We start from the raw sequence: 23,323 nt of genomic DNA, 5'->3' as shown, positions 1-23,323 counted from the left end.
GAATCCGGCGGGTCCGGCTGACAGAAGCGCAATCTAGCGGGTTTCAACGGGCCTTTCCATAACGTAGTCGTCCATGACGAATCCGCGTCCGATGTCGTTGACCACGGCTTCGATGGTTTTGAACCCGGTGCCTTCGTAAGCGCGGATTCCCAGCACGTTGCCCTTGTTCACGGTGAGGTACATCGCCTCGTGCCCGCGCTGGCGGGACAATTCGTCGTAGTGTTCGATGGTTTTGCGGGCGTGTCCGCGGCCGCGCGCCGAGTCCAACAGGTAGATCTTCGAGATGAAGAAGCGGTTGGTTTCGGGTTCGGAATACCCGCCGGTGTATCCGACGACGGACCCCCAGGGGCGCTCGTCGGTGGGGGCGGGATCGAGGTCGGGGTCCACGACGAGCCAGTACTCGTAGGCGTGGTGCGGCGCCGCCATGTCGCGGCGGATGGCGTCGAGCGACTGGAATCGGTCGATCATGTAGCGGGCCTGGTCTTCCCCGATGAGCGCGGGCCAGTATTCAAGCCAGATCTCCTCGGCCAGTTTCGCGAGGGTTTCCTGCTGCGCTTCGGTGCGCACGGGTTTGAATTCTGTGGCCATGGGGATTCCTTTCTCGATTCCAGCCGATTCTATACCCCGCGCGTCGGAGCGTCGCGCGCATCCACAGAGAATGCTCGTGCGGATAGGGCGCGCTGTTGTGAAGAGCGGCCGCTCAATCTGCGGAAAAAAGCCCCCGCCGGACGAATCCATGCGCCGGCCTGCCGCAACCGTGCTATACTAACCGGGCTTGCGAGGGTTTCGCAGGCAGTACGTATTGGCCCCCGAGACATGTTTGTTGCGAAAGGCCGTTCAGGCCAGCTTATGCGTAAGCGAACATGGTATAGGTAGCAACCATTCATGTTGACGGGTCCCCGGAAAGAAAGTTGAAAGGGGTCCGTTTTGACCGACATCAAGAACCCGTCCGTCATCGACTTTGGCGACATCTCCGATGAGCAGATGAATGCGCTGATCGATGGCACGCTCACCGAGTTCGACGAGGGCGATCTGGTCGATGGCACCATCGTCAAGATCGAGCGCGACGAAGTGCTCGTCGACATCGGATTCAAGAGCGAGGGCGTCATTCCCTCCCGCGAGCTGTCCATCCGCAAGGACGCCGATCCCGCCGATCTCGTTACCGTCGGCGATAAGATCGAGGCCCTGGTCCTTCAGAAGGAAGACAAGGACGGCCGTCTGATCCTCTCCAAGAAGCGCGCCGAGTACGAGCGTGCCTGGATCTCCGTCGAAGAGAACTTCAAGGCCGGCGAGCCCGTCACCGGCGAGGTCATCGAAGTCGTCAAGGGCGGCCTCATCCTCGACATCGGCCTGCGCGGCTTCCTGCCCGCCTCCCTCGTCGACCTGCGTCGCGTCAAGGATCTCGACATGTACATGGGCACCGAGCTCGAGGCCCGCATCATCGAGATGGACCGCAACCGCAACAACGTCGTTCTGTCCCGCCGCGTCCTCCTCGAAGAGGGCCGCAAGAACGAGCGCGCCGAGATCCTCACCAAGCTGTCCAAGGGCATGCGCCTCAAGGGCGCCGTCTCCTCGATCGTCGACTTCGGCGCATTCGTGGACCTCGGTGGCATCGACGGCCTGGTGCACATCTCCGAGCTTTCCTGGAACCACGTCAACCATCCCTCCGAGGTCGTCAAGGTCGGCCAGGAGGTCGAGGTCGAGGTTCTCGACGTCGACCTGCAGCGCGAGCGCATCTCGCTCGGCCTGAAGCAGACTACGCCCGATCCGTGGGTGAAGCTGGTCGAGTCCTACCCGGTCGGCGCTGTCGTCGACGGCAAGGTTACCAAGGTCGTTCCCTTCGGCGCCTTCGTTGCGCTGGGCGAGAACACCGAGGGCCTGGTGCACATCTCCGAGATGGCTCCCCGCCACATCGAGACGCCCGCTCAGGTCGTCAAGGTCGGCGACGAGGTCAAGGTCAAGGTCATGGAGATCAACCCCGAGCGTCGCCGCATCTCCCTGTCCATGAAGGCCGCTGCCGCCGAGCTGGGCATCGAGATCGAGGTCGACGAGACCATCCAGCCCGAAGAGCGCCCCGCTCGCAAGCGCACCGATCGCGCCGAGAAGGCCGAGGGTGCCGAGGCCGAGGTCGCCGAGGCTGCTGCCGAAGAGGCTCCTGCTGCCGAGTAAGCTCGCAAGCAGGCGCGGATTCGCGAACGAATAACGGGAAAGGGGCCCTTGAGGGCCCCTTTCTTCATGAGTAGACTGAACGATGATCGGGGCGGTGTTCGAGCCGCGTTCATCGGACGAGCGGAGGGAACCATGTTGGAATTCCGGACAGATGCGGTTGTCCGATCGGTGGTAGGGGCGCTGCTTGCGCTGGCCCTGGCGTTCGCGGCGGTGCCCCCTCGCGCAGCATATGCGGATGACGCTTCCGACGCGGTCATCCCCGAACTCGCCCAAGACCAGTCGGAGCCGACGGAAGAGGAGATCGAGGCCGCCGTCGCCTCAGGCGCCCTGTCCCTTCCCAACAGCGACGATGCGGCGGTTATCCAGGAAGAGGGGCTTGCCCTTCGCTCGGCCCGTTCGGTCACGTTCCCCGTCAAAACGAACGACAAGGTTCCCTCGAACGTCCGCTCGTTCGACTATTCGGGCGCGGATATGTTCGAGACCGCCGCTGCCGAAGCCGAGGCGGCGTATCCCGATGGGGTGGAATCGGCCATTCTGGTTGGGCCGGGAGACGCGTGGATCGATGCGCTGGCGTCCGCCGGCCTCGCGGCATCCAAGGGTCCGATCCTGTTCACCGGCAAAGACGGGCTCAGCGACGCCGCGCGCGTGGCGATGCGCGAGCTGGGGGTGCGAAGCGTCCTCATCATGGGCGGGACCGCAGCGGTTTCGGCCGGCGTCGAGGCCGATCTTGCGCAGGAGGGCATCGCACTCGAAGCGCGCCTGGGCGGTGCCGACTGCTTCGGCACCCAGCTTGCGATATACGAGTACGGGAAGAAGAACGGTTTTTGGAGCGGGGACTCCGTTTTGTACGCGACGGCGGGCTGGTTCGGCGACGCGCTTTCGGCCTCGCCCCTCGCGTTTGCCACGCGTTCCCCGATCTTCCTGGTCAATGCCGATAAAGAGTTGAATTCCCAGCAGAGATCCGCTTTGGAAGCCGCTGCGCGGGAAGGGTTCGGCCGCCGAGCGATCGTGCTGGGCGGGACGGCTGTGGTGTCGCAGGACACCGAGAGCTACGTTGCGGGCGTGAGCGCGCGAGCGGGCGGCAGCGCCAAGGCGGTCCGTCTGGCGGGCGACGACCAGTACGGCACGAGCATCGCCATAGCCGACTACGAGACGAGCTCCGGTTTCACGTGGAACAACGTCGCGTTCGCTTCGGGAAGCCTTCCCTACGACGCGCTGGCCGGATCGGTGTTCCAGGGAAGGACCGCCGCCCCGCTGCTCCTGGTCCACGATTACGACACTCCGACGATCGCGGCTGCCGGAGCCCATGGGGCGGATATCGACCGCGTGCGCTTCTTCGGGGGCGAGGCTGCGGTTCCCATGCAGACCCGCATGGGGGTCGCTGATGCGCTGGGATATCCCTGGGCGGCCAATTACGGGTTCAAAGTATACATCGATGCAGGTCATGGACCCGATGGCGTGACTTTGGGCGTGTACGATCCCGGTGCTGTGGCCAACGGGTACGAGGAAGCCGACCTGAACAAAGAGCTCGCCGGGATGGTCGATCGGATACTGCGCGAGGAATACGGGGTCGCCACGTTTCTGAACGTGGACGGGGGAAGCTACCGCTTCCGCATGCCCGAGGCGCTTGCGAACGGGTGCGACGCGCTGGTTTCCATCCATTTCAACTCGTCGGGGGCAAGCGGACCCAGCGGAACGGAAAGCTACATCCACTCCTACAACGCCTCCCGTTTCTCGGCGGCTTGGCAGGATATGATCCACCCCCGGCTGGTCGAAGGCGTCGGCTTGGCGGATCGGGGGCAACGCGAGGCAGAGCTGGCGGTTACGGGCGGGGGACGGATCCCCTCGGTGCTGCTCGAGGTCGCCTACATCAACAATGCAGGCGATATGTCCCAGTACCAGGCTCGCAAGCAGATCGTCGCGCACAAGATCGCCGAAGGGATCGTGGCGTAGGGCGGGCGCCGTTGCGGCTCTACGAGAGAGGTTTCCGAAGGCCCCGCTCTTCACAGAGCATGTTCGTCGCATCCTTGACTGAAAGCGCCGCAACCGGGCAATGGCGGATCAGTTCCTCGTCGTTTGTTATCAAGAGGTCCGCGTTGCAGCGCATCGCAGCGGCGATTACCAGGCTGTCCTCGTAATCGCCATGAAGGCAGCGTTGCTTTTGCGCGATCCATACATCGGACCGGTCGCAACCGACCGCGGTGGACAGCTCGTCCATTTTCGACAGGCACATCCATGCCGTTTTCGCCGCCGTAGCCGCATCGGCCTTGGAAACTTCGCCCTTATCGCGTATGACGGCGCGCCTGTAATCGGCGGAAACGAGGTAGAACAGGTCTTTCGTGGCGTGCACTGCATGGCAGAAGCGCACGCCCCGTTCGATGGCGATGTTTATGAAATCGACGGCTGCCTTGCTTTGCGGTCGGAACCCAAGGAAGTAGTCGAGCCACACGTTGGTGTCGAGGAGGAACAGGCGCTCTGACATCAGCTCCACCCCATTTCCGATCCGTAGCGCTCTTCGAAGGCGAGAGCTTTGAGCTGGTCGAAGGATGGAGAGTCCTCTTCCGGCGGCCACGTAAGACCCGCTTGGGCGTAAGCGCTGCGCACGATATCCGGGCCGGTATCGGCGATCTTCGCCATCTGTTTGCGGCGCTTGGACTCCGCCGACTCGACTTGCTTGGCTTCAGCGGGCAGGAGCGTTTTGCGCAATCGGTCGGGCCTGTCCGAATAGCGTTCGGCAAGTTCCCATAGGGCGCGGATCGCCTGCGTCGGCGTGAAGCCGGCCTTCGCCAAAGCATCGTCGCCGTTCTTCTTAAGCGAAGCGTCGATACGGGCGTTGATTTGCGATGTTGCAGCGGCCCCAGTCATAATACGCCTCCTTTTCGTATTGATCTGATTGTAGAAAAACCAGGTTAATACGTAAAGCATGTATAGCAGAATCGGAGAGCGAATATATCGGAGCCGTTAGAGATCGGGCCCCGGATGTGCGTTCCGGAGCCCCGACGGGTCGAGCGTCTGTTCAGCATGCGATCAAGCCAGATGGTGCTCCATCATCAATTGCTGGCCGCCCGTGAATCCGGGGTAGGCGGTCGATGCCTCGTCTAGGAACATACTGGGGCGGACAAGGGCAATGCGCTCGCCGCCTTCGCTTCGCACGCGTGAGACCTGCATTTTTGCTTGCTCGGCAAGTTCGAGCGGCGCTTTCGAGAAGGTTGAGAGCGTAAGGGATCCCGTAGCCTTCGACGTCGCCGAGAAAAACGAGCGCCGGTTTCGCTCGGTACGCGACCTGCGTTCGCCCTCCGTGCTGACCACCTCGAACGCATCGCGCGGAGGGTAGAACCCGTCGATCGCCCCCAGGACGAACACGTTTTCCGCTTCAAGGCCGCACAGGTAGGGGGCATACATGATGCGCAGTTTATCCGAAGGGCCGATGAAGTGCGGGAACAATGCCATGGTGCGCACGATTGCGAACAGCTCCCCGGCGCTTTCATCGCCCGCGAGGGCATCGAACACGTCGGCGAATTCCCGAAGCCCCTCGGCTCCGATGGCCCGCATGAGCGCGAACCCTTTCCGCCCGCTGTTCGCCTCGATGAACGCGACGCCTTCGCGATAGGCATCGGTGAGGGCGCTCGAACGCAGAGAAACCTCGCCATCTTGGGAGCTTGCCAGGTTCAGAGCCTCGACCAGGCCCAAGCCGTGCTCGTTCATGAAAGCGAAGAAGCTTCCCCAGGCATCGCTGTTGGCAAGGTAGTTCCCGATGCCCGTCCAGCAGCGCCACGCCATCGGATCGGCGGGGTTCGCCAGAAGGTTCAGTTTCAGGTAGGCGGTAAGCGCTTTGCAACGGTCCCGTTCGCGCGGGTCTCCGCCGAACGACACGCCGGTTCCAGCGGTGGTTACCGAAAACCCGCGCGTGCGCAAGAGCCTCCCGACCGAGCGCGCCCAAAGCGCATTCGGAACGACGACCAGGGTGTTTTTCGAGAAGTTCTCGGGGTCTTGGTTGGCGAGGAAGCGGAGGTACTTGGTCATTCCGTTCAGCTCTTCGTCGGGGTTGTTCCATGAAACGACGCGAACCCCTCCGTTCTGCGACGAGCCGCTCTGCCCGCCCTTGAGCATTCTCTCTCCCGGGTTGACGGGAGTGCCAGCGCGACCTGCGGGGGCGTCGTCCGTGCGTGCGGATCGGATCGAGGCGTCAAGCCCCCCTTCTCCGAGCGCTGCTTCGGCAAACCTCTGGGCTGCGGGGTTTGCGAATGCGGTATCGAGGGTGAAAACGTCGACGTCATGGCGCAGTGCGTCAAAGTCCTCGAATCCCCGGGGATGCGGCGGCAGGTTGTCGATCCGGGTAGTTTGGTTCTGGTTTCCCGTGACCATCATCTGCTTGCTCGCCAGAAGGCAGCACATCGTCTGTTCGGCGCACGTCATGTTCTGGAAGTCGTCGCACAGCACGTAGTCGAAGCGAAGCTCGCGACCCCGGTCCCGATCGGAGCGCAGGAAGTCGACGGTGAGACGGGCCGCTTCTTCCGGAAGCATCGCGCCGTAGGCCTCGAGGCGCTCCAGAAGAAACGCGTGGACGCCTGCTTCTTCGCTGTCTACCAGCCAGGTCGATTCGCTTTCGAGGGCGCACCACTTGTCGCGGAACCTATCCAACATGCCGCGCATCGCACGCACTTTCAACCCCGTGGTCTTCAGGTCTTCCAGGAGGAACTTCCGCTCGGCATCGGTGACGAGACGGGGAATCCGTCCGGTATCGCGGATCGCCGCGGGGTTTCCCAGCAGGAAGGCTGCCATCTGGGTGGCTGTGCAGACGGTCATGTCGGCCGCGTCTTTCCCGATCTTCGCGCGAAGGCGAACGCGGAAGGCGTCGGCGGCGAAGGGCGTGGCCGTCTCTACGAAGATGCGGGAAGGGTCGGCTCCGGCGCTTACCAGCGCGGCGCACCGTTCCAGCAGGGTTTCGGTTTTTCCCGTGCGAGCTGCGCCGACAACCTTGATCATCCGCGCGTCATGATGCGCGATCCTCTCGATCGAAGACATGATCAGCCCTCGTTTCGGAACGAAAGGGCCGCGCTGTCGAACTCCTTCTCGGTTCCGTCGGGCAGCATGACGCCCCAGATGCGGTAATCGATCTCGAAGTCGGGGTCGGGGAGGGCGAACTTCGCCTCCATCTGCGCTTCGAGTTCGGCGAGCGCGTCTTGTTCGGAGGTGTCGACAAGGTCGTCCGACTCGGTGAAGGGCTCGTCGATCTGCTCTGAAGCTTCGATGGGATCAGGGTTTTCGCCCTGTGCGGGAAGGCCTTCGGTCTCGGTGCCCAGGTCCTGTTCGGATCGGATCTGCGCTTCGGTTACCTGACGCCGGTAATCGGCTTCCGAAGGGATGGTCACCCGATGGACGTCGGGTCCGAGCGCTCCGGCGTTCAGGGCAGAGCGAATCTGCGATACGACGGCTGAAACTTCGGCGGGGATCCCGCTTGTGGAGTCCAGTCGCGCCTGCACGACCAAGCCGCCGTTTTCCAAAACGACGTCCAGATAGTCGAAGTCCAGCTCGGTTCCGCCGATCTCCCGCTGGCGGCGGTTGTAGATCCTCATATTGTTGGCGATGGTCCCGAACTGGTTGAACAGCCATCGTTCGATGACGTCGTTCCACAGCTCGTCGGCCCCCTCGTCGTCCGATGCGAGGTAGCGCCGGTTTCCCAGCTTCACATGGAGCTCGGCCCGGTTCAGCGGCCGTGCGCCCTCTGCGCGCTTATGGCTGCGCACAACGGTCGAGCCGACATACGAATAGCAGCGCCCCACTTCGAGGCGCGTCTCCTTGGTGGCGTACTCTTCGTCTACGTCGAGCACCAAGGCAAGTGACGGACGCGGTTGCGGCATCGTATCCCCTCTCTGATAGAAGTGCCTCTCCTTACCTGCAAACGAGTCTAGCGGGCGGGACGGACGGCAAATAATGCAGTGAGGATGATATGGCGCGCGGCAATCATCCATCCGTTCTGATTTGGGCAATCGGGTCCTTCCTAGAATTTTTCCCAGAGAGGGGAGCGTTCGTGCTGCGCTCCTCTTCCAGTCAAGGAGAGGCAGACAGGAAAGAAAGGAGGGGCGTATGTCTAAACTTTCACTATCGCGTCGTAGCTTCGTGAAAGCCTCGGCCATCGCGATGGCGGCGACCTCGGTGGGGTTCGCCGCGCAGGCATCCGATGCTCTGGCGGAAGGGGAAGATGCTACCGCGGGGGAAGTTAAGAGAATCCGTTCCTGCTGTCGCGCATGCGGCAAAGTCGAGTGCGGTGTGTGGGTGACCGTGCAAGACAACAAAGTCATCAAAGTGGAGGGGGACGAGTCGAACGCTCACAGCCGCGGGCATTGCTGCGCCAAATCGCAGTCGTCGATGCTCGCGCTGTACCATCCCGACCGACTGCGCTACTGCATGAAGCGCACGAACCCCAAGGGCGAGGACGATCCGGGCTGGGTCCGTATCTCGCTGGCTGAGGCGTTCGACGAGGCCGGGTCCAAGTTTAAAGAGGTGGTCGAGAAGTACGGCGGCCAGGCTAATTTCTCGATGGGCGGCACCTCGCGCGTATGGGCGCAGCCTCCCTACGGTACGCTGAAGTCGATCTTCCCGACGCCGAATGCCCATCTGGCCTACGAGATCTGCAAGGGGCCGCGCCATTTCGGGGGCATCCTCACCGACGAGATCGGGTCTCCCTGGATGGAGGTCGAGCAGGGTCCGCTGGTGTACGTTCAGTGGGGTACGGCGGCCGAGTACTCCAACTACGACTCGACCAACCGCACGGTGGTCGACTGCAGCCAGCGCGCCTACAAGCACATCCTGGTCGACCCCCGCATGACCCCGTTGGGGAAGGAAGCCGATCTGTGGCTTCCGCTGCGCGTCGGCACCGACCTCGCCCTGTCTTTGGGCTGGCTGAAGTGGATCCTCGACAACGAGGCGTACGACGACCTGTTCGTCCGCCGTTGGTCGAACGCCCCCTTCTTGTGGAATCCCGAGAAGGACGGCCGCACGTACAAGGGCTGGTTCCAGGAAATGAACGGCGGTATCGATATGACCAGCCGTATCATCACCGAGGCCGACTGCGATCCGGAGTGGATCAACCAGTATTGGGACTACAAGGGCCGCTACCAGCGCTTCATCGTGTGGGACGAGAACAACAACAAGCCCACGTACTGGGACGCGGAGGAGTGCCAGTGGGAGGGGGAGAAGCACAAGATCCCGACCACCGGTGTGTGGGTCGAGCATCCCTACAAGCCTATCGTGGCCGACGCCTGGCTTCCCGATCCGTCTCATTTCGCCGATCCTCAGGATCCCGCATATGACGAATACTGGAACGAGGGCAACGAGGGCGGCAAGAAGTCCAATCCGCTGGGCCTGCCCAAGAATCCGGCGCTGTTCCCCGGCGGCGTGGAGGTCAAGCTGAAGAGCGGGGCCACCATCAAGGCCGGCACGGTGTGGGAGAGCTTCTCCGACAGCCTCGAGCAGTACACGCTCGATTACGTGTCCGAGATCACCGAGGTTCCGGCCAAAGACATCGAGGAATCGGTGCGCATCTACACCACGCGCTTGAACCCGCTGCACGGCAACGGCGGTATCCACTACCAGTTGGCTCCCGACCAGACCGGGCACGCGGTGCAGAACACTCGCGCGCTGCAGATCATCGCCTGCATCACGGGCAACTCCGACGAGCCCGCCGGCAACCGCGGATCGTCCAAGGCGCAGGTCGACGGCTGTGCTGGGCGTGCGAACATGCTGGTCACCGATCACGGCGATAATTCCAAGACCTGGGGCGTCGATGTGGGAACCATGGAGCTGGGCAACACTCCGCGCAATCTTACCATCGAAGAGCAGGTGCCTCTCATCCAGGACTTCGTCCAGTATCTGATCGACGAGAAATCCCCACTTGCCGAGCGGTACGGCAACCATGTTCCCTCCCATGACGAGGCGGTTCTCATCGCCGAGCGCAAGGGCGGCAACTACATCAAGAACAGCGTGTGGCCGCATCCCAAGACCACCTGGGAGCGCAACGCCAACCAGATTTCCGCCGATCGGTTCCCGCTGCTGCGCTATTGGAGCCGCTGGGCTGATTCCGCCGCCATCTGGGATTCCATCAACGGCATCGACACCCCGTACCAGATCCATGCGGGCGTGTGCATGTCGGGCGACTTCATGAACGAATCCAACCTGCTCGAGGCGTGGGAGGCTCTCACGCGCCTTGACTTCTGGCTCGACCTGAACCTGTGGTCGTGCCCGAACAACGGGTGCGCCGACATCGTCATCCCGGTCCTCCACTGGCTGGAATGCAACACCGGTCGCGTCTCCCAGGGTGCGGGCGGCCTGTTCGGCGCCGGCCAGCGTGCGGTGGAGCCCATGGGAGACTGCATCTTCGATCCTGTCGCCGTGATCTGCCTGTACAAGGCCATGGGCGTGGTGTGGAACAACCGCGACCCCGAGTACGACGAATGGAACAACCTCGATTACCGCAATTTCGTCCAGATGGGCGGAACGGTTGGCTATGAGGAGCAGGAGTACCGCGTTTTGAAGGATGCGGTTGACTGGTGGCACACCGAGGAGTTCCCGAAGGGGCCCGACTTCCCGCAGTATGCCAAGAAGTTCCAGGAAGAGGGCTGGTTCGACTGCCGCAAATGGCATCCCGAGCGCTGGGGTACCTACCGTCGCTGGGAGATGGGCTATCGTCGTCAGCAGGGCGGCTACAACCTGTACTCTGCCATCGACGAGAAGTGCGCGTTCATGACCCCGACGGGCAAGGTGGAGATCTGGTCCACGATCGCCGAATCCTACATCCCCGACGGAACCGCAACGTTTGCGAGCACGAACGTGATCGACCCGAAGATCCCCGATATCGACAAGTTCCCCCATTGGGTGGAGCCCAAGAACTCGAAGATCTCCAACCCCGAGTACTACGACGCGTCTTTGGCGGACAAGATTTCCACCACGGCGGCCTACATCAACGACAACTACCACGGAGACCATCTGGTCGAAGAGTACCGCGAGGCGCTGAAGAAGTACCCCGACAACGCATTCATCGCCACGACGGGCTCCCGTCAGCCGGTGTACTTCCACTCCGAGCATCGCCAGCTCCCGTGGTGCCGCGAGCTGTGGCCCTCCCCGCGTTTCGAGATCAACCCGAACGATGCCGCGCGCCTTGGCCTCGAGCAGGGGCAGTGGGTGTGGATTCGCAGTCCCTGGGGCGCCATCCGCGAAGTGGTCGACCTGTACTACGGCATCAAGGAGGGCACGGTCAACGCGAACCATGCATGGTGGTATCCCGAGATCGACACGGCGAGCCACGGGTTCGAACTGGTCAACGTGAACTGCCTCATGGACAAGTACGCCCAATGCTGGATCTGCGGAGCTTCCCAGCTGCGCGGCTTGCCCGTGGTCATCTACCCTGCGACGCCGGAGAACTCGCCGTTTGGCAACCCCGTTCCGTGCGATCCGCAGGGCAACGCCGTCATCGCCAACGCCAACGACCCGCGCCTGAAGGAATGGATGGCCAACGACCCGCGCCTCGACGACGCCAAGGTCGCGCTGACGTTCGCGAACCCTGCGGCGAAGGGTATGAACCATATCACTGTCGTCAAGGAATAGGGAGAGGAGGATTCGAGCATGGCTCACTATGCAATCGTCACCGATCTGAATCGGTGCACGGGCTGCCTTGCCTGCACCGTTGCCTGCAAGGCCATCAACGGCGTCGAAATCGGAGCGTTCTGGATCAAAACGCTGCGCATCGGCCCCAACCCGAAGTTCGAGGGCGCGCAGTTCCCCGACGTGGAAATGTACTTCCTCCCGGTGCAGTGCCAGCACTGCGATAACCCCGAGTGCGTCAAGGTCTGCCCGACCGAGGCTTCGCACATCCGCGAGGACGGCACGGTGCAGGTGGATAAATCCAAGTGCATCGGATGCCAGTTCTGCGCCATGGCGTGCCCTTACGGCGTTCGCTACCTCAATGAGGAAGAGCGCGTCGTCGAGAAGTGCACCCTGTGCGAACAGCGTATTTCCCAAGGAGAGCTTCCCCAATGCGTGTCCCAGTGCGGCGCTCGCGCCCGTTTCTTCGGGGATCTGGACGAAGGCGTGGACAACTTCGAGGCGCCGGTCCATCCCGACGAGCCCGGTTGCCAGTACGACGAGATGACGAAGACGAGGGTGAAGCTGAAGGACTACGTCGAGGCGTACACGCCCGACGAGATCCACCATCTGACGGACGCGGGCAACGACCCCCGGCTGATGTACCTGCTTCGTTCCGGACGAAAGTGGAGGGGGTAGACGATGGAGCTTCAATGGCCACTCATCCTGTTCACGTTCTTCGTGTGCCTGAGCAGCGGAATCCTGTTCGTTCAGGGCCTGCTGTCCTTTCTCGGCAAGGCGCGCGAGCTGCAGCTTGCCAGCCTGGTTGCGTCCGCAGCATCGCTGGCGGTCGGCGGCGTTGCCGTGTTCATGCACCTCGAGCACTGGGAGCGCATCTTCAACGGGTTCGGGCACATCACGTCCGGCATCACCCAGGAGCTTATTGGGGTCGTCCTTATGGGCGTTGTTATCGTCCTGTTCTTCCTGATGATGCGCCGCTCTGAAGACGGATCGGTTCCCGCCGGCGTCTCCGTTGCCGCGATGGTCGTGCCGGCTCTCATGGTGTTCGTGACCGGGCACAGCTACAACATGCCGGCCCTTCCCTCATGGAACACCCCGATGCTCGAGGTGTTCTATCTGGCCAACGCGGCGTGCCTCGGCGCTCTGAGCGTCCTGATCATCGCCGCGGTCAAGAAGGCTTCCGCAGCGTTCGGAACGCTTTCCCAGGTCGCTTTCATCGCAGCTCTCGCCCAGCTTGCAGCCGTGGCGATCTATGCGGCGGTCATCGCCAACTCCGCCGGCAGCTATGCCCAACCGGGGATGTACTTCGATCCCACGCTGCCCGACGTCGCGGTCACGGTTCCGTCCGCCGTCTTCTTTCAGATGTTCACGGGCGACATGGCGCTGGCGTTCTGGGGCGGAAGCATCCTCCTAGGTTGCTGCATCCCCGCTGTCGCCGCCTTCCTCGCGAAGAGGGCGGCCGAGTCCGGACGCGTGCTTTCGCTGGCGGGCATCGGATTGGCATCGGTGGTCGTGGGAACCCTGTGCTGGCGCGGCATTCTGTACGTCGTCGCACTCAGCGTGTTCGCGATCTTCTAGGCGTTTCAACGTAGCGTCCTCGCCAGGGCCGGTCACCGTGGCGAGGGCGGAAAGCGCATACTGACGGGGCTCTCGATTCGTGTTCCCCGCTCGTCGCAACCGAGCCCCGTCTGATATGAGCTTTTCGCAGGTCACCTTGGTTAGTTTGGGGGATGAGTATGGAAGACGGGAAGAAGGGCGCAAGGCCGGCGGTCGATGCGGCGGCGGTGTCCCGCCGCACGCTGATGGCCGCCGCCGGCTGCTCGGTCGCGCTTATGGGGCTGGGTGCTTTGAAGTACGCGGGAACGCCCGCGCAGCTCAGGCCGCCGGGAGGGCAGGACGAAGAGCGGCTGATGGCCGCGTGCATTCGGTGCCAGAAATGCTTCGGGGCGTGTCCCCGCCGGATCATCGTGCCGGCGAAGCTCGAAAGCGGCGTGCTGAGCGTGCGCACCCCGGTCCTTTCATTCGACGACTCGTACTGCGACTGGTGCGCCGAAGAAAACGGCGGCGTACCGCTGTGCGTGAGCGCATGCCCTACGGAGGCCTTGCATCTTCCGCCCGAGGCGACTGCGGAGAAGACGATCATCGGCATGGCGAAGATCGACCAGAAAACCTGCCTCGCGTTTCGCGACACCGGGTGCCGTTACTGCTACGATGCGTGCCCCTACGATGCGATCGAGCTGCGTACCGACGACGGGACCAACCCGCGGCCCTACATCATCGAGGATCGATGCAACGGATGCGGTGCGTGCGAAAGCGTCTGCGTGAGCCTTACCGCCGGAGCCCTCGCCTCGTCGGCGTCGGAGCGCGCGGTGGTTATCCGTCCGATCGAGAAAGCCTAGGGGGAACTGATGGATAAGCTGCGCATTGCGGTTTCGGGTGGTTTGTTCGCCCTTCTTTCGATCGGCATCGTTGCTGGCTTGAGCACGGGAACCCTGTCGGGTTTCGGATGGGATGCGTTCTCGCTGCTGTGCCCGTTCGGCGCCGTTACCTCCATGATCGCCGCCCATCTGGTTGTTCCCCGTGGCGTGGTGTCGCTGGTCTTGATGGTGGCGTTCATCGCCGTGTTCGGTCGGGCGTTTTGCGGATGGGTGTGCCCCGTGCCCCTCGGAAAGCGGATCAGCGGGTTCTTCAAAAGCGCGAACAGGCGCAAAGTCGAGCAGGACGAGCGCAGAGAACGGATGCTCGACATCGCCCGCCACCAGCTTAGCTGCGGGACGGAGTGCTCGGAATGCGCGTCTTGCAAGCAGCGGCGCGCGAAGCTCGACTCCCGTCACGTGGTGCTGGGAGGCGCCCTGCTGTCCACGGTTGCGTTCGGTTTTCCCGTGTTCTGCATCGTGTGCCCCATAGGGTTGGCGTTCGCCACGGTGCTGCTGGTATGGCGCCTGTTCGCAAACGGAGACGTGTCCATCCTGGTGGTTGCGGTTCCCGCGCTGCTGGTGCTCGAGGCCACGCTGCTGCGCAAGTGGTGCGCGCGCTTCTGCCCCCTGGCGGCGTTCATGAACCTGATCGGCCGGTTCAACCGGACGTTTCGCCCTGTTATCGACGAGTCGAAATGCATCGAATCGGTTTCGGGGCGCCCTTGTTCGCGCTGCTCGATGGTGTGCGAGGCCGAGATCAACGTCCGTCACCCGGAATTCGGGGAACGGACCCTGGACGATTGCACGCGCTGCCGCGCATGCGTCGAAGCCTGTCCGGCTGGGGCTCTGTCGCTTCCGCTGAGAAGCGGCAGGGGAGTGCAGGAGGGCCCTGTGACCATCGAGGACAACGTCGATCCCTCGGTGCTCGCGTCGAAGCCGGCTGGTGAGTGACGTGGCCCGTCGCGTTATAGGCCCGCCCAACGCCGCAGGCGTTTTCGAGGGCGTGCGAAGCGAGGCTATCGCGGTTCACCAGTTCCGCTGCACGCAGGTGAGGAACCGCAACGCGAACTGCATGAGGTGCGCCGGGGCCTGCACGTCGGGGTGCATATCCCTCGTCGACGGGTCCTTGCACGTCGATGCGGACAAGTGCGTGGGGTGCGGGACATGCGCGACGGTATGCCCGACGTGTGCCCTTGAATCGCTCAACCCCACCGACGCCCAGCTGTTGCGCGACACCCTCGCTTCGCGCGAGGGGGACCGCGTTACCATCGCCTGCCGCCCTCTGATCGAATCCATCGGTCCGTTTATGCGCGCGTCGGCGTGTTCCGAGGTGGTGTGCCTGGGGCGGGTTGACGAGTCGCTGCTCGTCCAGCTTGCCGAGAGGCGGGTGAACAGGATCGAGCTTGCGTGCGGAGCCTGCGATTCGTGCGAACAGAAACAAGGCCTCTCCTGCGCTCGGACGGTCGTCTCCAACGTTCGGTCGTTGTGCGAAGCCTGGGACATCGACCTCGACGTCCAGGTTGTCGAAGGGGTTCGCCTGGATCTGCTCGCCGATCCCAAAGCACAGCTTCGGGCCGAACGCTCGTATGCGGAGCACTTCTCCGCCGGGGCTTCGAACCCTCCTTTGGCGCAGCGGGCGGATAAAGCTCGCTTTGCGCGAACCGATTGCCGCATCCCTGAGGACTCCTCGGTGCTCAAGGTCATGAAAGACGGAACCCTCCCCCATTTTCTTCCGCAACGGCGAGAGAAACTCCTTACCGCTCTCGCCCTGGCCGGCAGCGAACCCGAGGGAACGATCGAAACCGGTCTTTGGGGATGCGTTGTCATCGACGGCGCGAAGTGCTCGAGCTGTCGGATGTGCACGACGTTCTGCCCGACGGGCGCGCTCGAGAAGTTCGACGACGAGGACGGGTCGTTCGGGGTCCTCCATTTCCCTGGAAGCTGCGTTAACTGCGAAAGCTGCAAGAGCATCTGCCCCGATCAGGCGATCACCATCCTGCCGCATACGCGGGCGGCGTACATTTTGGAAGGTTCGGTCCATCGTTACGCCATGAGGCGGCGCGCAGTCGCTTTGAACGACGAGCACCAGATCCTGAACACGATGAAGCTTGCGATAGACGGCGACGTGTTCGAGCGGTAGGCGGATGGTCTGAGCGACCGATGCCTTTGCGTGTCGCGCAGGGCGGGTTCCGGGGGAAGGAAAAAGGCGCGCGGTGTTCCGCGCGCCTTGCGTTTTCGATCGGGGCGTCTGCTTTACGCGGCTGTTTCTCCCGCATTTTCCAGAAGCTCGTCCAGCAAAGCGGCGTCTTCTTGGGAGTAGCCCAGGGCAAGATCGCCCAGTCCGAGGTAGAACGAGGTTTGAGCGAACTGGCCCATATCGGACACGAGCATGGGAAGCCAGTTCAGGATGTGATCGTCGAGGAACTCGGCTTGCGTCTTCAGGTTCTCGATCGCCCGATCCTCGTCGTTCTCGCGCAGGCAGCGTGCCGTGCGATCGGACAGGCGCTGCATGAATTCGAATTCGAGCGCGATGTGATCTTCCCCTTCGTTCCAGCTTCCGCGTTTCAGGTTGTTATCGCGCAGGATCTGGAGAACCTCTGCGCGCGCCTCCTGCATGAGGAGGCGCCGTTCGCTGGTGTAGACGCTTTCGAAAGGGTAGGCGGCCGAGTAGCCGTTCACCCCATGTCCGATGAAGCATCGGACGTAATCGATGGCCAGCTCGGTCACCGAATCGTCCCACGAGGTCCTCAGGTAGTCGTACATCTGGCGAAACCCCTTGTCGATCAGGGAGTTTCCCGTTGCGACCGGAAAGCGCATGCCCTGCAGCTCTTTAAGCGCCTCCCTGTCCACCTCGGTGCGGAACAGGCGGGACAGCAGCCCGTAGGTGGAGGCGCGCTCGTCCATGAGCTTTCCCAGGTCGATGGTTTCTTCCGACATGTTCGTACCTCCTAAACGGCCTCGGGAAGCTCTGCCAGCATGGCGCGTCCCAGATCGGTGATGGTCCATTTGTGATCGGCCCACGTGATGGCCCCGGTTTTTTCCAGCATGTCGATGAAGTGCCCGCCGAACCGACGGGGCTGTTGGACCTCGTCGTACGAATCGACCAGCTCTTCGATGTCGGTGCGCACCCGGGGAGCGCCCTCCAGTAACCCGAGCACGCCCCGATACACTTCCAGGTATCGTTTGTCTCGGTTCAGGACAATGTCGCGGAACTCGCGCCCCTCGCGCGCTTCGCGGGCAAGCTCGAGGGCTTCGGGGGTCGCGGTCCAAACAGGATCGGGCGTCTCTTTGATCTCGAGGTATTCGACACCGCCTTCGATATCTTCGCGCGCTTCGCTAGCTTCGATCCGCTCCAGTTCGAGGCCTCCCGCCCGTTCGAGCATGCGGCACAGCGTGAGCGGTGCGTAGACGGACTGGTTGTCGGTCTGCGCCTCGTCGACGCGCTTGATGATCTCGCTCGAAGCGCAGCCGCCCTCGCACAGCTCGATGATGGACAGCAGCACGGGCCTCCGTGCGGGGTTGTGGTCGAACAGCGACTCGAGGGCCGCCCGCACGCCACCTTGCTTCTCGGGGGTATAGATGGCCCCGTGCCGCATGTGCTGGGGCATGTTGCGCATCGTCGGGTAGTCGACGGTATCGAGCGGATTGTCGTCTTCCATATCCTGCTGGTCGATGACGCTGTCGTCCACCGCGAAGGGATCGAAGTCGTCTTCGAGGCCGTCGGCGGGTGAAAAGATGTTCTCGGGCATTTCCCCTCCTCGTTTTTCGGAACGCCGGAGCCGTTTTCTCTGCATCGATTATAGGAAGGCCCTCGGATGTGCCATCATCCTGCTTGGATGAAAAGGGCGCAGGCTTTGCCCGAAGCCGTTTCATCCTCAGCGAACGATGGCGCGACGACGCATTGCTGGTAGGGTGTTCCCACGTTGCGCAGAGCGGGGACTTTCAGGTTCTTGGAAGGAGGCTCTTATGGTGAACGTGGCGATTAGCAGAAAGAGGCTCGCTGCGGCTGTCGCAGGCGTTGCGGCGGCTGTGATGCTGGCGGTCGTTCCCGCCTATGCTTTTTACTACGTGCACGGCAACGCCTATGACGCTGGCAGCGGCGTCAACGGTGCTGTGGAGGTGGTTGTGACGATCGACGGTTCGGCTCAGGGAAAAAGCTCGTGGACCCAGCTCGTTTGCGTCCCTGCAAGCGAGAGCACGCCCGCGGCTGCCGTGGAGCAGGCCATTGTGTCCAGCAACTCGCAAAACGGCGTGGCGGCGATCCATAACTACGACTACCAGTCGGTGAAGGATTACGTCGCGAATGGGAAGTGGACCTGCACGGTGTATTCCGCTGCGGACCGCAAAGCCGGCACCCACACCGCCCAGGACGGATCGGGCAAGGTTGTAAGCGATCTTGCCGGAGCCGAGCTGCAGCGCTTCGATCAGGTGGTGCTCACCGCTTCGTAAGCGGGCGCCGATCGGACGGCCGACCACCGCGGGGGCGCCTCGTTTCGGGGCGCCCCCGGCGCGTTTCTCGAATCATGCCGAGCGGATGATTTTTGCGTTTCCCCTCATCATGGGCCCTTAGCGTTTCTTCGGTGCGGGAAACGGCGTTCGGTTCGGCGGCTCTGTTTTGCTATGCTGGCAAAGAGGGGGATCGGCGCGGTGCCGATCCTGCGAGGGGAAAGCGGTTGTTGCGGGGGCTTATGGGATACGTGCCGCGTTTTTCGATCCACACCGACTTCGGAGGGGAAGAGCACACGGGCGAGGTGAGCTCGCTCGCGGTGGGCTACGGGGTTCACCAGGCGTGGATTTTCGCGACGCTGTTCAGCTGCTCCTCTATTTTCGGGCTGGAAGCGGCATCGGGGGGCTTGTGGTCCTCGCCCCTGTTCATCAGCTCCATCATCTCGAACCTGGCGACGTTGTTCGCATTCGGGTTCTTCGATTTCCGCCTGCTCAGATTCGTGGTCAACAAGAAGACGTGCCTTTTGGCGGCTGCGATCGAGTCGGTAGGGACGCTGCTCGTCTTGCTGTGCGGCCTCGATATGTGCCCTGCGCCGCTGCTGGTTCCCGCGGGCGTTTGCACCGGCGTCGGCTCGGCGGTGTTCATCATATTCTGGGGCACTGCGTTCGCGCGCAAAGACGTCCTGACCATCGCCGTGAACACGTCGCTGGGGGCGGGATTGTCGGCGCTCGTGTATGCGTTTCTGCTCCTGCTCGTCCCGTTTCCCCTGTCGGGTTTGTTCGTGACGGCGCTTCCTTGGTTGGAATGCATCTTGGTCTGGAAGAATACGCCGCAACCTTACACAGAGCGCAGGATGCTGCCCATCTTCGTCACGCTTCCCGTGAACCGGGCTCGCTTCGCCATCATGTTCGCTCTTCCCATGCTGTTGTTCGGCTTTTCGCTCGGATTCGTGCGCGAGCGCAGCGTTCGCTACCTGTTCGTCCACTTCGATGTGGCGACCCAGCTGGTGGCGACGCTCGGCGCTGGGTTCGCTGCGGTTGCGGCGGTGCTGGTCTGCTTGAAGCTCATGCAAAGCGATCGGGTTGACGACCTGGTGAGGCCGCTGCTTCCCATTTCAGCCGTTGCGATCGGATTGCTGTCGGCTACGAGCTTCCTCGACGTTTGGGTGGCGGGCGTTGTGATCCTTACGGGGCATTTCGTGCTGGAAAGCGCCCTGTGGATGGTGATGGCGGTGTTCGCCCAGAAATACCGCCTGTCTCCCGTCATGGTCTTCGGCGTGGGCCGCGGCTCGATCGCCCTCGGATCCCTCGGCTCGGTTTTCATCATGCATCAGCTGTATGCGGACGGTTCCATCAGCCTGTTCGGCGGTGCCGAGATGGTGGTGATCTGCCTGGTGTGCCTCATCGCGGGTCTGGCCATGCTTCCCCATGAACACGATATCCGGCGGGCCATCAAGACGGTTTCTTCCCAGAACAATCAGGTGGTGGAAGAAATTAACAAGAAGTTCCGAAGCGCTGCCGAGGCCGAAGGCCCTGACTGCGAGAATGCGGTGGCGACCGGGGTGTCCGATTGCCAGAGCGGGCAAGAGGCCGACCGGTCGAGCGATCAGAGAAAAGGCCTGTTCCGCAAGAAGTGCGAGTGCGTGGCAAACCAGTACCTGTTGTCGGCTCGCGAAAACGAGGTGCTGTTCTATTTGGCCCGCGGGTTCAACGCAGCATATCTGCAGGAGAAACTCTACATTTCCGAGGGCACGGCGAAAACCCACATCCGGCACATCTACGCGAAGACCAACGTTCACAGCCAGCAGGAGCTGATGCGTATGGTCAACGATATGCAGGTGTGAGGTCGGGCGGTCTTTCCCACCGATAGCCGATGCGAGGGGCCGCTTCGGCCCTTTCCGCCGATCGACAAGGCGATGCCTCGCTTTGCGGGCGAGGCATCCGTTTCGGCTGGTTTTCGGCAAGCCGGCCCTAGGCCGTTTGCGACGAAGCGCTCTCCTCGGCGGCGTCGCGCCGGGGCAGGTAGTCTGCCACAGCGGAGCGGATCAGCTCGATATAGGCGGCCGAGCCCTTCTCGGACAGGTGGGTGCCGTCTCCGTCGAAGTAGTCCCCGTGATCGGCGCTTGCCGCGTACCAGTCGATCATCTGGACGTTGGGGTACTTTCGAGCGGCGTCGGCGAGCGCCTTGTTGCTGCTGGCCATCCAATCGGTGTTCGACCGCGAGTTCACCAGCCATACCATCTTGTCGGTGCCCACATCGTTCATGAGGCCCGCGATCTGGTCGTCGGTTACGTAGCCGTTCGTCCCCAGGGCGATCACCACGATGCTGCCCACCGTGCCGGCATCGCGGTAGAGGTCGTAATAGCTGCTGGCGTTGTAGAACTGGCGGTTGACGGCCGCGTCGATCAGCCCGTGCGGGAAGGCGTCCTGGAAGTAGGGGATGGCCCGCACCGACACCGAGTCCCCGATCATGAGGATGTCGTACTTCGAATCGTCGACCGGTGCGACGTAGAACCCGGAGTTGTTTTCGGCCGCTTGGCTGGTGGCTGCGCCGCTATCGGAATCGGCCTGGCTTTCAAGGGTTCCCCCCGCAACGACGCCGCCCTGGTCTTCGGCCAGCTTGAGCAGCGACCCTCCCTCCAGCGCGTTCGTGTCGGGGACGAAAGCGAGGCCGGCTGCTGCGATCAGCAGGGTCGCCGCGCTCGCCGAAACCGTCTTGACGTGGCTTCGGCCCCAATCGACGACCGAGGTCGCTCCGCTTCTCAGCTGGGAGAAGAGTTTCTCGGCGGCTCCGCGGCGCAGGGGGTTCTCCACGTACTCGTACGAGAAGTGGGCGAAGGCGAAGATGGCCGCCAGCTCGATCGCCATCAGGTAGATCGGGGTGCCCTCGTTCACGTGAGGCGGCTCGAGCAGCAGCAGGATGGGGAAGTGCCACAGGTACATCGAGTAGCTGCGCTGGCCGACCCACACGAGGGGTTTCAGGGCGAACACGCGCCCGATGAGGCTTCCCGGGTGCACGATGCAGGCGATGAACAGCGCCGTGAGCAGCGAGCACAGCAGCAGGCCGCCGCGGTAGATGAAGGGCGAGAACCCGTTGCTGAACGCCACGAGGAGCACGAGCCCCAGAAGGGCCAGGCCCCCCACTACGTCGAGTCCCAGGCGCGCCCGGTCGGTCATAGCCGAGCCGGCGTCGTCGGCCAGCTTCTGATAGGGCCAGATGAACGCCAGGATGGCTCCGATCAGCAGCGAGAACGCGCGCGTGTCGGTTCCGTAATAGACGCGTGAGGGGTCTTCTGCGGGATTGAACATCACGGCCATCAGGACGACCGAGACGAGCGCGGCGATGGCGCATCCCTTGGCGATCGTGCCCTTTTTGGCGCCCCGATGGACGATGAGCATGAGAATCACGGGCCAGACCAGGTAGAACTGCTCTTCGATGGCAAGCGACCAGGTATGGGCGAGGGGCGAGGGGGCTCCCAGGGCGTCGAAGTACGACACGTTGTGGATGATCTGCCACCAGTTGTTGAAGAAGAACACGGTGGGCAGGATGTCGGGCCGCATCTTCGTGAGCAGCGCATGGTTCAGCAGCGTGCACAGGGCGGCCGTCCCCACGATGGCGAACAGCACGGCGGGGACGATGCGCTTGATGCGGCGGACCCAGAACGCCTTGAGATCGACGGTTCCGGTGGTTTCGATCTCGGATATCAGCAGGCCGGTGATGAGGTAGCCCGAAAGCACGAAGAACATGGTGACGCCCAGAAGCCCTCCGGGGGCGAAACCGAGATGCATGTGGTAGGCGATTACGGCGAGGACCGCGAACGCGCGGAGCCCGTCGAGGGACGGGACGTAACGGGACTTTGGGCGGGGCATGGGGCTTCCTTTGCGAAACTTTTCTGTCGTCGCTTAGTCTACTGGATAAAATCGGTAATTGAACGGGGTGTTTAGAATGTTCGGTCCATCACGAAATGACCCGAATCGCTTCAGGAGAAGCGCCGCTGCGCGCGCCGCGGGCCATCCAAGATGTGTATGATGGAACCGACCGTTTTTCAAGGTGCAAAGGAGGCGCGAAATGAGGCAGATCTTCGTCATCGGCGGCATGGGTGCCGGCAAGTCAACCGCCCGGAAAGCTCTGGTCGAGCAGGGTCTGGCTTATATCGACCTCGATAAGGTGGGCCATGAGGTTCTGACGTGGGACGTCGTCAAATCCGACCTGGTCGATGCGTTCGGCGCGGATATCCTGGGAGAAGACGGCGAGGTGGTGCGCGCGGCACTCGCCCAGAAGGCGTTCGTGTCCCCGGCCCTTACGCGCAAGCTGAACCGCATCACGCTTCCCCGCATCGAAGACGCGTTCACCAGCATGCTGGACGCGCTCGAGTCCGAGGGCCACGAGGCCGTCGTGGTGGAGAATTCGGTGTACAAGACCCGCAGCCTGTCCATGGCGTACAACGCCGACGTGGTGATCGCGGTGCTCGCGCCCATCGAGACCCGCGTGGCCCGCGCGGTGCAGTCGGGCTGGGACGAGCTCGACGTTCGCCGCCGCATCGCCCAGCAGATCACCGACGCCGAGCGCATCGAGGAGGCCGACGTCGTGTTCAACAACGACGGCACGCCCGAAGACCTGCGCGATCGGGTGGTCGCCTGGTGGCGGGACTACTGCGAGCAGGAAGGCATCTAGCCGCCGGTTCGTTCGG

Annotated in this window: 19 protein-coding genes; 11 read left to right on the top strand and 8 right to left on the bottom strand. The window is 62.8% G+C overall.

Annotated elements, in window-relative coordinates; all coding sequences use genetic code 11:
* Window positions 1–33: 33 nt before the first annotated feature.
* A complete protein-coding gene (locus JI75_RS08215; protein WP_039690107.1) occupies window positions 34–588 on the bottom strand; it encodes a GNAT family N-acetyltransferase in 555 nt (184 codons plus the stop codon).
* A 339-nt stretch (window positions 589–927) separates the two neighbouring features.
* On the opposite strand from JI75_RS08215, the gene rpsA reads away from it, so the two are divergent.
* Both rpsA and JI75_RS08205 read left to right on the top strand, forming a co-directional pair.
* The gene (gene rpsA / locus JI75_RS08210; RefSeq protein WP_039690106.1) at window positions 928–2,169 is read left to right on the top strand and encodes a 30S ribosomal protein S1; all 1,242 of its coding nucleotides are present in this window, start codon (window positions 928–930) and stop codon (window positions 2,167–2,169) included.
* Between the two features lie 66 nt (window positions 2,170–2,235).
* Window positions 2,236–4,122, top strand: a complete 1,887-nt coding sequence (locus JI75_RS08205) for a cell wall-binding repeat-containing protein (RefSeq protein ID WP_082019836.1) — start codon at window positions 2,236–2,238, stop codon at window positions 4,120–4,122.
* A 19-nt stretch (window positions 4,123–4,141) separates the two neighbouring features.
* On the opposite strand, the gene JI75_RS08200 is transcribed toward JI75_RS08205, so the two are convergent.
* The 4 genes from JI75_RS08200 to JI75_RS08185 all read right to left on the bottom strand — a co-directional run bounded on the left by JI75_RS08200 (window position 4,142) and on the right by JI75_RS08185 (window position 8,030).
* Window positions 4,142–4,651: a type II toxin-antitoxin system VapC family toxin gene (locus tag JI75_RS08200; protein WP_039690865.1), complete on the bottom strand. Its 510-nt coding sequence runs from the start codon at window positions 4,649–4,651 to the stop codon at window positions 4,142–4,144.
* The gene (locus tag JI75_RS08195) at window positions 4,651–5,094 is read right to left on the bottom strand and encodes a type II toxin-antitoxin system RelB/DinJ family antitoxin (RefSeq protein ID WP_144299298.1); all 444 of its coding nucleotides are present in this window, start codon (window positions 5,092–5,094) and stop codon (window positions 4,651–4,653) included. The genes JI75_RS08200 and JI75_RS08195 overlap by 1 nt, the downstream gene beginning before the upstream one ends.
* Before the next feature lie 102 nt (window positions 5,095–5,196).
* Window positions 5,197–7,194, bottom strand: coding sequence for a UvrD-helicase domain-containing protein (locus tag JI75_RS08190; RefSeq protein ID WP_052241715.1), 1,998 nt, complete (start codon window positions 7,192–7,194; stop codon window positions 5,197–5,199).
* Between the two features lie 2 nt (window positions 7,195–7,196).
* A complete protein-coding gene (locus JI75_RS08185; RefSeq protein ID WP_039690103.1) occupies window positions 7,197–8,030 on the bottom strand; it encodes a hypothetical protein in 834 nt (277 codons plus the stop codon).
* Window positions 8,031–8,256: 226 nt separating this feature from the next.
* Between JI75_RS08185 and JI75_RS08180 the strand changes: the two genes are divergently transcribed.
* The 6 genes from JI75_RS08180 (at window position 8,257) to JI75_RS08155 (ending at window position 16,326) form a co-directional block, all read left to right on the top strand.
* On the top strand, window positions 8,257–11,772 hold the full coding sequence (locus tag JI75_RS08180) for a molybdopterin-containing oxidoreductase family protein (protein WP_240993169.1): 3,516 nt from the start codon (window positions 8,257–8,259) through the stop codon (window positions 11,770–11,772).
* A gap of 18 nt (window positions 11,773–11,790) precedes the next feature.
* Window positions 11,791–12,447, top strand: coding sequence for a 4Fe-4S dicluster domain-containing protein (locus JI75_RS08175; protein ID WP_039690102.1), 657 nt, complete (start codon window positions 11,791–11,793; stop codon window positions 12,445–12,447).
* Between the two features lie 3 nt (window positions 12,448–12,450).
* Window positions 12,451–13,347 (top strand): dimethyl sulfoxide reductase anchor subunit family protein, encoded by an 897-nt coding sequence (locus JI75_RS08170; RefSeq protein ID WP_039690101.1) that lies wholly within the window; start codon window positions 12,451–12,453, stop codon window positions 13,345–13,347.
* A 152-nt stretch (window positions 13,348–13,499) separates the two neighbouring features.
* The gene (locus JI75_RS08165; protein ID WP_039690100.1) at window positions 13,500–14,168 is read left to right on the top strand and encodes a 4Fe-4S dicluster domain-containing protein; all 669 of its coding nucleotides are present in this window, start codon (window positions 13,500–13,502) and stop codon (window positions 14,166–14,168) included.
* Window positions 14,169–14,177: 9 nt separating this feature from the next.
* Window positions 14,178–15,137: a 4Fe-4S binding protein gene (locus tag JI75_RS08160; RefSeq protein WP_052241713.1), complete on the top strand. Its 960-nt coding sequence runs from the start codon at window positions 14,178–14,180 to the stop codon at window positions 15,135–15,137.
* Window positions 15,130–16,326, top strand: a complete 1,197-nt coding sequence (locus tag JI75_RS08155; protein ID WP_240993168.1) for a 4Fe-4S binding protein — start codon at window positions 15,130–15,132, stop codon at window positions 16,324–16,326. Before JI75_RS08160 ends, JI75_RS08155 begins: the two co-directional genes overlap by 8 nt.
* A 113-nt stretch (window positions 16,327–16,439) precedes the next feature.
* On the opposite strand, the gene JI75_RS08150 is transcribed toward JI75_RS08155, so the two are convergent.
* Complete coding sequence (locus tag JI75_RS08150) at window positions 16,440–17,123, bottom strand: TorD/DmsD family molecular chaperone (protein ID WP_039690099.1); 684 nt, start codon at window positions 17,121–17,123, stop codon at window positions 16,440–16,442.
* An 11-nt stretch (window positions 17,124–17,134) separates the two neighbouring features.
* Window positions 17,135–17,935: a hypothetical protein gene (locus JI75_RS08145; RefSeq protein WP_039690098.1), complete on the bottom strand. Its 801-nt coding sequence runs from the start codon at window positions 17,933–17,935 to the stop codon at window positions 17,135–17,137.
* 217 nt (window positions 17,936–18,152) lie between these two features.
* Here JI75_RS08145 and JI75_RS08140 point away from each other — a divergent pair, with 217 nt between their 5' ends.
* Complete coding sequence (locus JI75_RS08140; protein WP_039690097.1) at window positions 18,153–18,635, top strand: hypothetical protein; 483 nt, start codon at window positions 18,153–18,155, stop codon at window positions 18,633–18,635.
* Between the two features lie 239 nt (window positions 18,636–18,874).
* Window positions 18,875–20,476, top strand: coding sequence for a response regulator transcription factor (locus tag JI75_RS08135; protein WP_039690096.1), 1,602 nt, complete (start codon window positions 18,875–18,877; stop codon window positions 20,474–20,476).
* Between the two features lie 127 nt (window positions 20,477–20,603).
* On the opposite strand, the gene JI75_RS08130 is transcribed toward JI75_RS08135, so the two are convergent.
* The gene (locus JI75_RS08130) at window positions 20,604–22,502 is read right to left on the bottom strand and encodes an acyltransferase family protein (RefSeq protein ID WP_052241711.1); all 1,899 of its coding nucleotides are present in this window, start codon (window positions 22,500–22,502) and stop codon (window positions 20,604–20,606) included.
* Between the two features lie 199 nt (window positions 22,503–22,701).
* Between JI75_RS08130 and coaE the strand changes: the two genes are divergently transcribed.
* Entirely contained in the window at window positions 22,702–23,307 is a 606-nt protein-coding gene (gene coaE / locus JI75_RS08125) for a dephospho-CoA kinase (protein WP_039690095.1), read from the top strand.
* The last annotated feature ends 16 nt before the right edge of the window (window positions 23,308–23,323 follow it).

Source organism: Berryella intestinalis (assembly GCF_000814825.1).
GTDB lineage: Bacteria > Actinomycetota > Coriobacteriia > Coriobacteriales > Eggerthellaceae > Berryella > Berryella intestinalis.
Note: the sequence above shows the minus strand (reverse complement) of the source record. Positions and strands in the feature narration are given on the sequence as shown.

What these genes read in the sequence shown, in the direction of transcription:
- JI75_RS08200 (WP_039690865.1), bottom strand. Translation starts at nt 4,651, where the DNA reads ATGTCAGAGCGCCTGTTCCTCCTCGACACCAACGTGTGGCTCGACTAC.
- JI75_RS08175 (WP_039690102.1), top strand. Translation starts at nt 11,791, where the DNA reads ATGGCTCACTATGCAATCGTCACCGATCTGAATCGGTGCACGGGCTGC.
- JI75_RS08160 (WP_052241713.1), top strand. Translation starts at nt 14,178, where the DNA reads ATGGATAAGCTGCGCATTGCGGTTTCGGGTGGTTTGTTCGCCCTTCTT.
- JI75_RS08215 (WP_039690107.1), bottom strand. Translation starts at nt 588, where the DNA reads ATGGCCACAGAATTCAAACCCGTGCGCACCGAAGCGCAGCAGGAAACC.
- JI75_RS08130 (WP_052241711.1), bottom strand. Translation starts at nt 22,502, where the DNA reads ATGCCCCGCCCAAAGTCCCGTTACGTCCCGTCCCTCGACGGGCTCCGC.
- JI75_RS08170 (WP_039690101.1), top strand. Translation starts at nt 12,451, where the DNA reads ATGGAGCTTCAATGGCCACTCATCCTGTTCACGTTCTTCGTGTGCCTG.
- coaE (WP_039690095.1), top strand. Translation starts at nt 22,702, where the DNA reads ATGAGGCAGATCTTCGTCATCGGCGGCATGGGTGCCGGCAAGTCAACC.
- JI75_RS08140 (WP_039690097.1), top strand. Translation starts at nt 18,153, where the DNA reads ATGGTGAACGTGGCGATTAGCAGAAAGAGGCTCGCTGCGGCTGTCGCA.
- JI75_RS08145 (WP_039690098.1), bottom strand. Translation starts at nt 17,935, where the DNA reads ATGCCCGAGAACATCTTTTCACCCGCCGACGGCCTCGAAGACGACTTC.
- JI75_RS08165 (WP_039690100.1), top strand. Translation starts at nt 13,500, where the DNA reads ATGAGTATGGAAGACGGGAAGAAGGGCGCAAGGCCGGCGGTCGATGCG.
- JI75_RS08180 (WP_240993169.1), top strand. Translation starts at nt 8,257, where the DNA reads ATGTCTAAACTTTCACTATCGCGTCGTAGCTTCGTGAAAGCCTCGGCC.
- JI75_RS08190 (WP_052241715.1), bottom strand. Translation starts at nt 7,194, where the DNA reads ATGTCTTCGATCGAGAGGATCGCGCATCATGACGCGCGGATGATCAAG.
- JI75_RS08135 (WP_039690096.1), top strand. Translation starts at nt 18,875, where the DNA reads ATGGGATACGTGCCGCGTTTTTCGATCCACACCGACTTCGGAGGGGAA.
- JI75_RS08150 (WP_039690099.1), bottom strand. Translation starts at nt 17,123, where the DNA reads ATGTCGGAAGAAACCATCGACCTGGGAAAGCTCATGGACGAGCGCGCC.
- JI75_RS08195 (WP_144299298.1), bottom strand. Translation starts at nt 5,094, where the DNA reads ATGCTTTACGTATTAACCTGGTTTTTCTACAATCAGATCAATACGAAA.
- JI75_RS08185 (WP_039690103.1), bottom strand. Translation starts at nt 8,030, where the DNA reads ATGCCGCAACCGCGTCCGTCACTTGCCTTGGTGCTCGACGTAGACGAA.
- JI75_RS08205 (WP_082019836.1), top strand. Translation starts at nt 2,236, where the DNA reads ATGAGTAGACTGAACGATGATCGGGGCGGTGTTCGAGCCGCGTTCATC.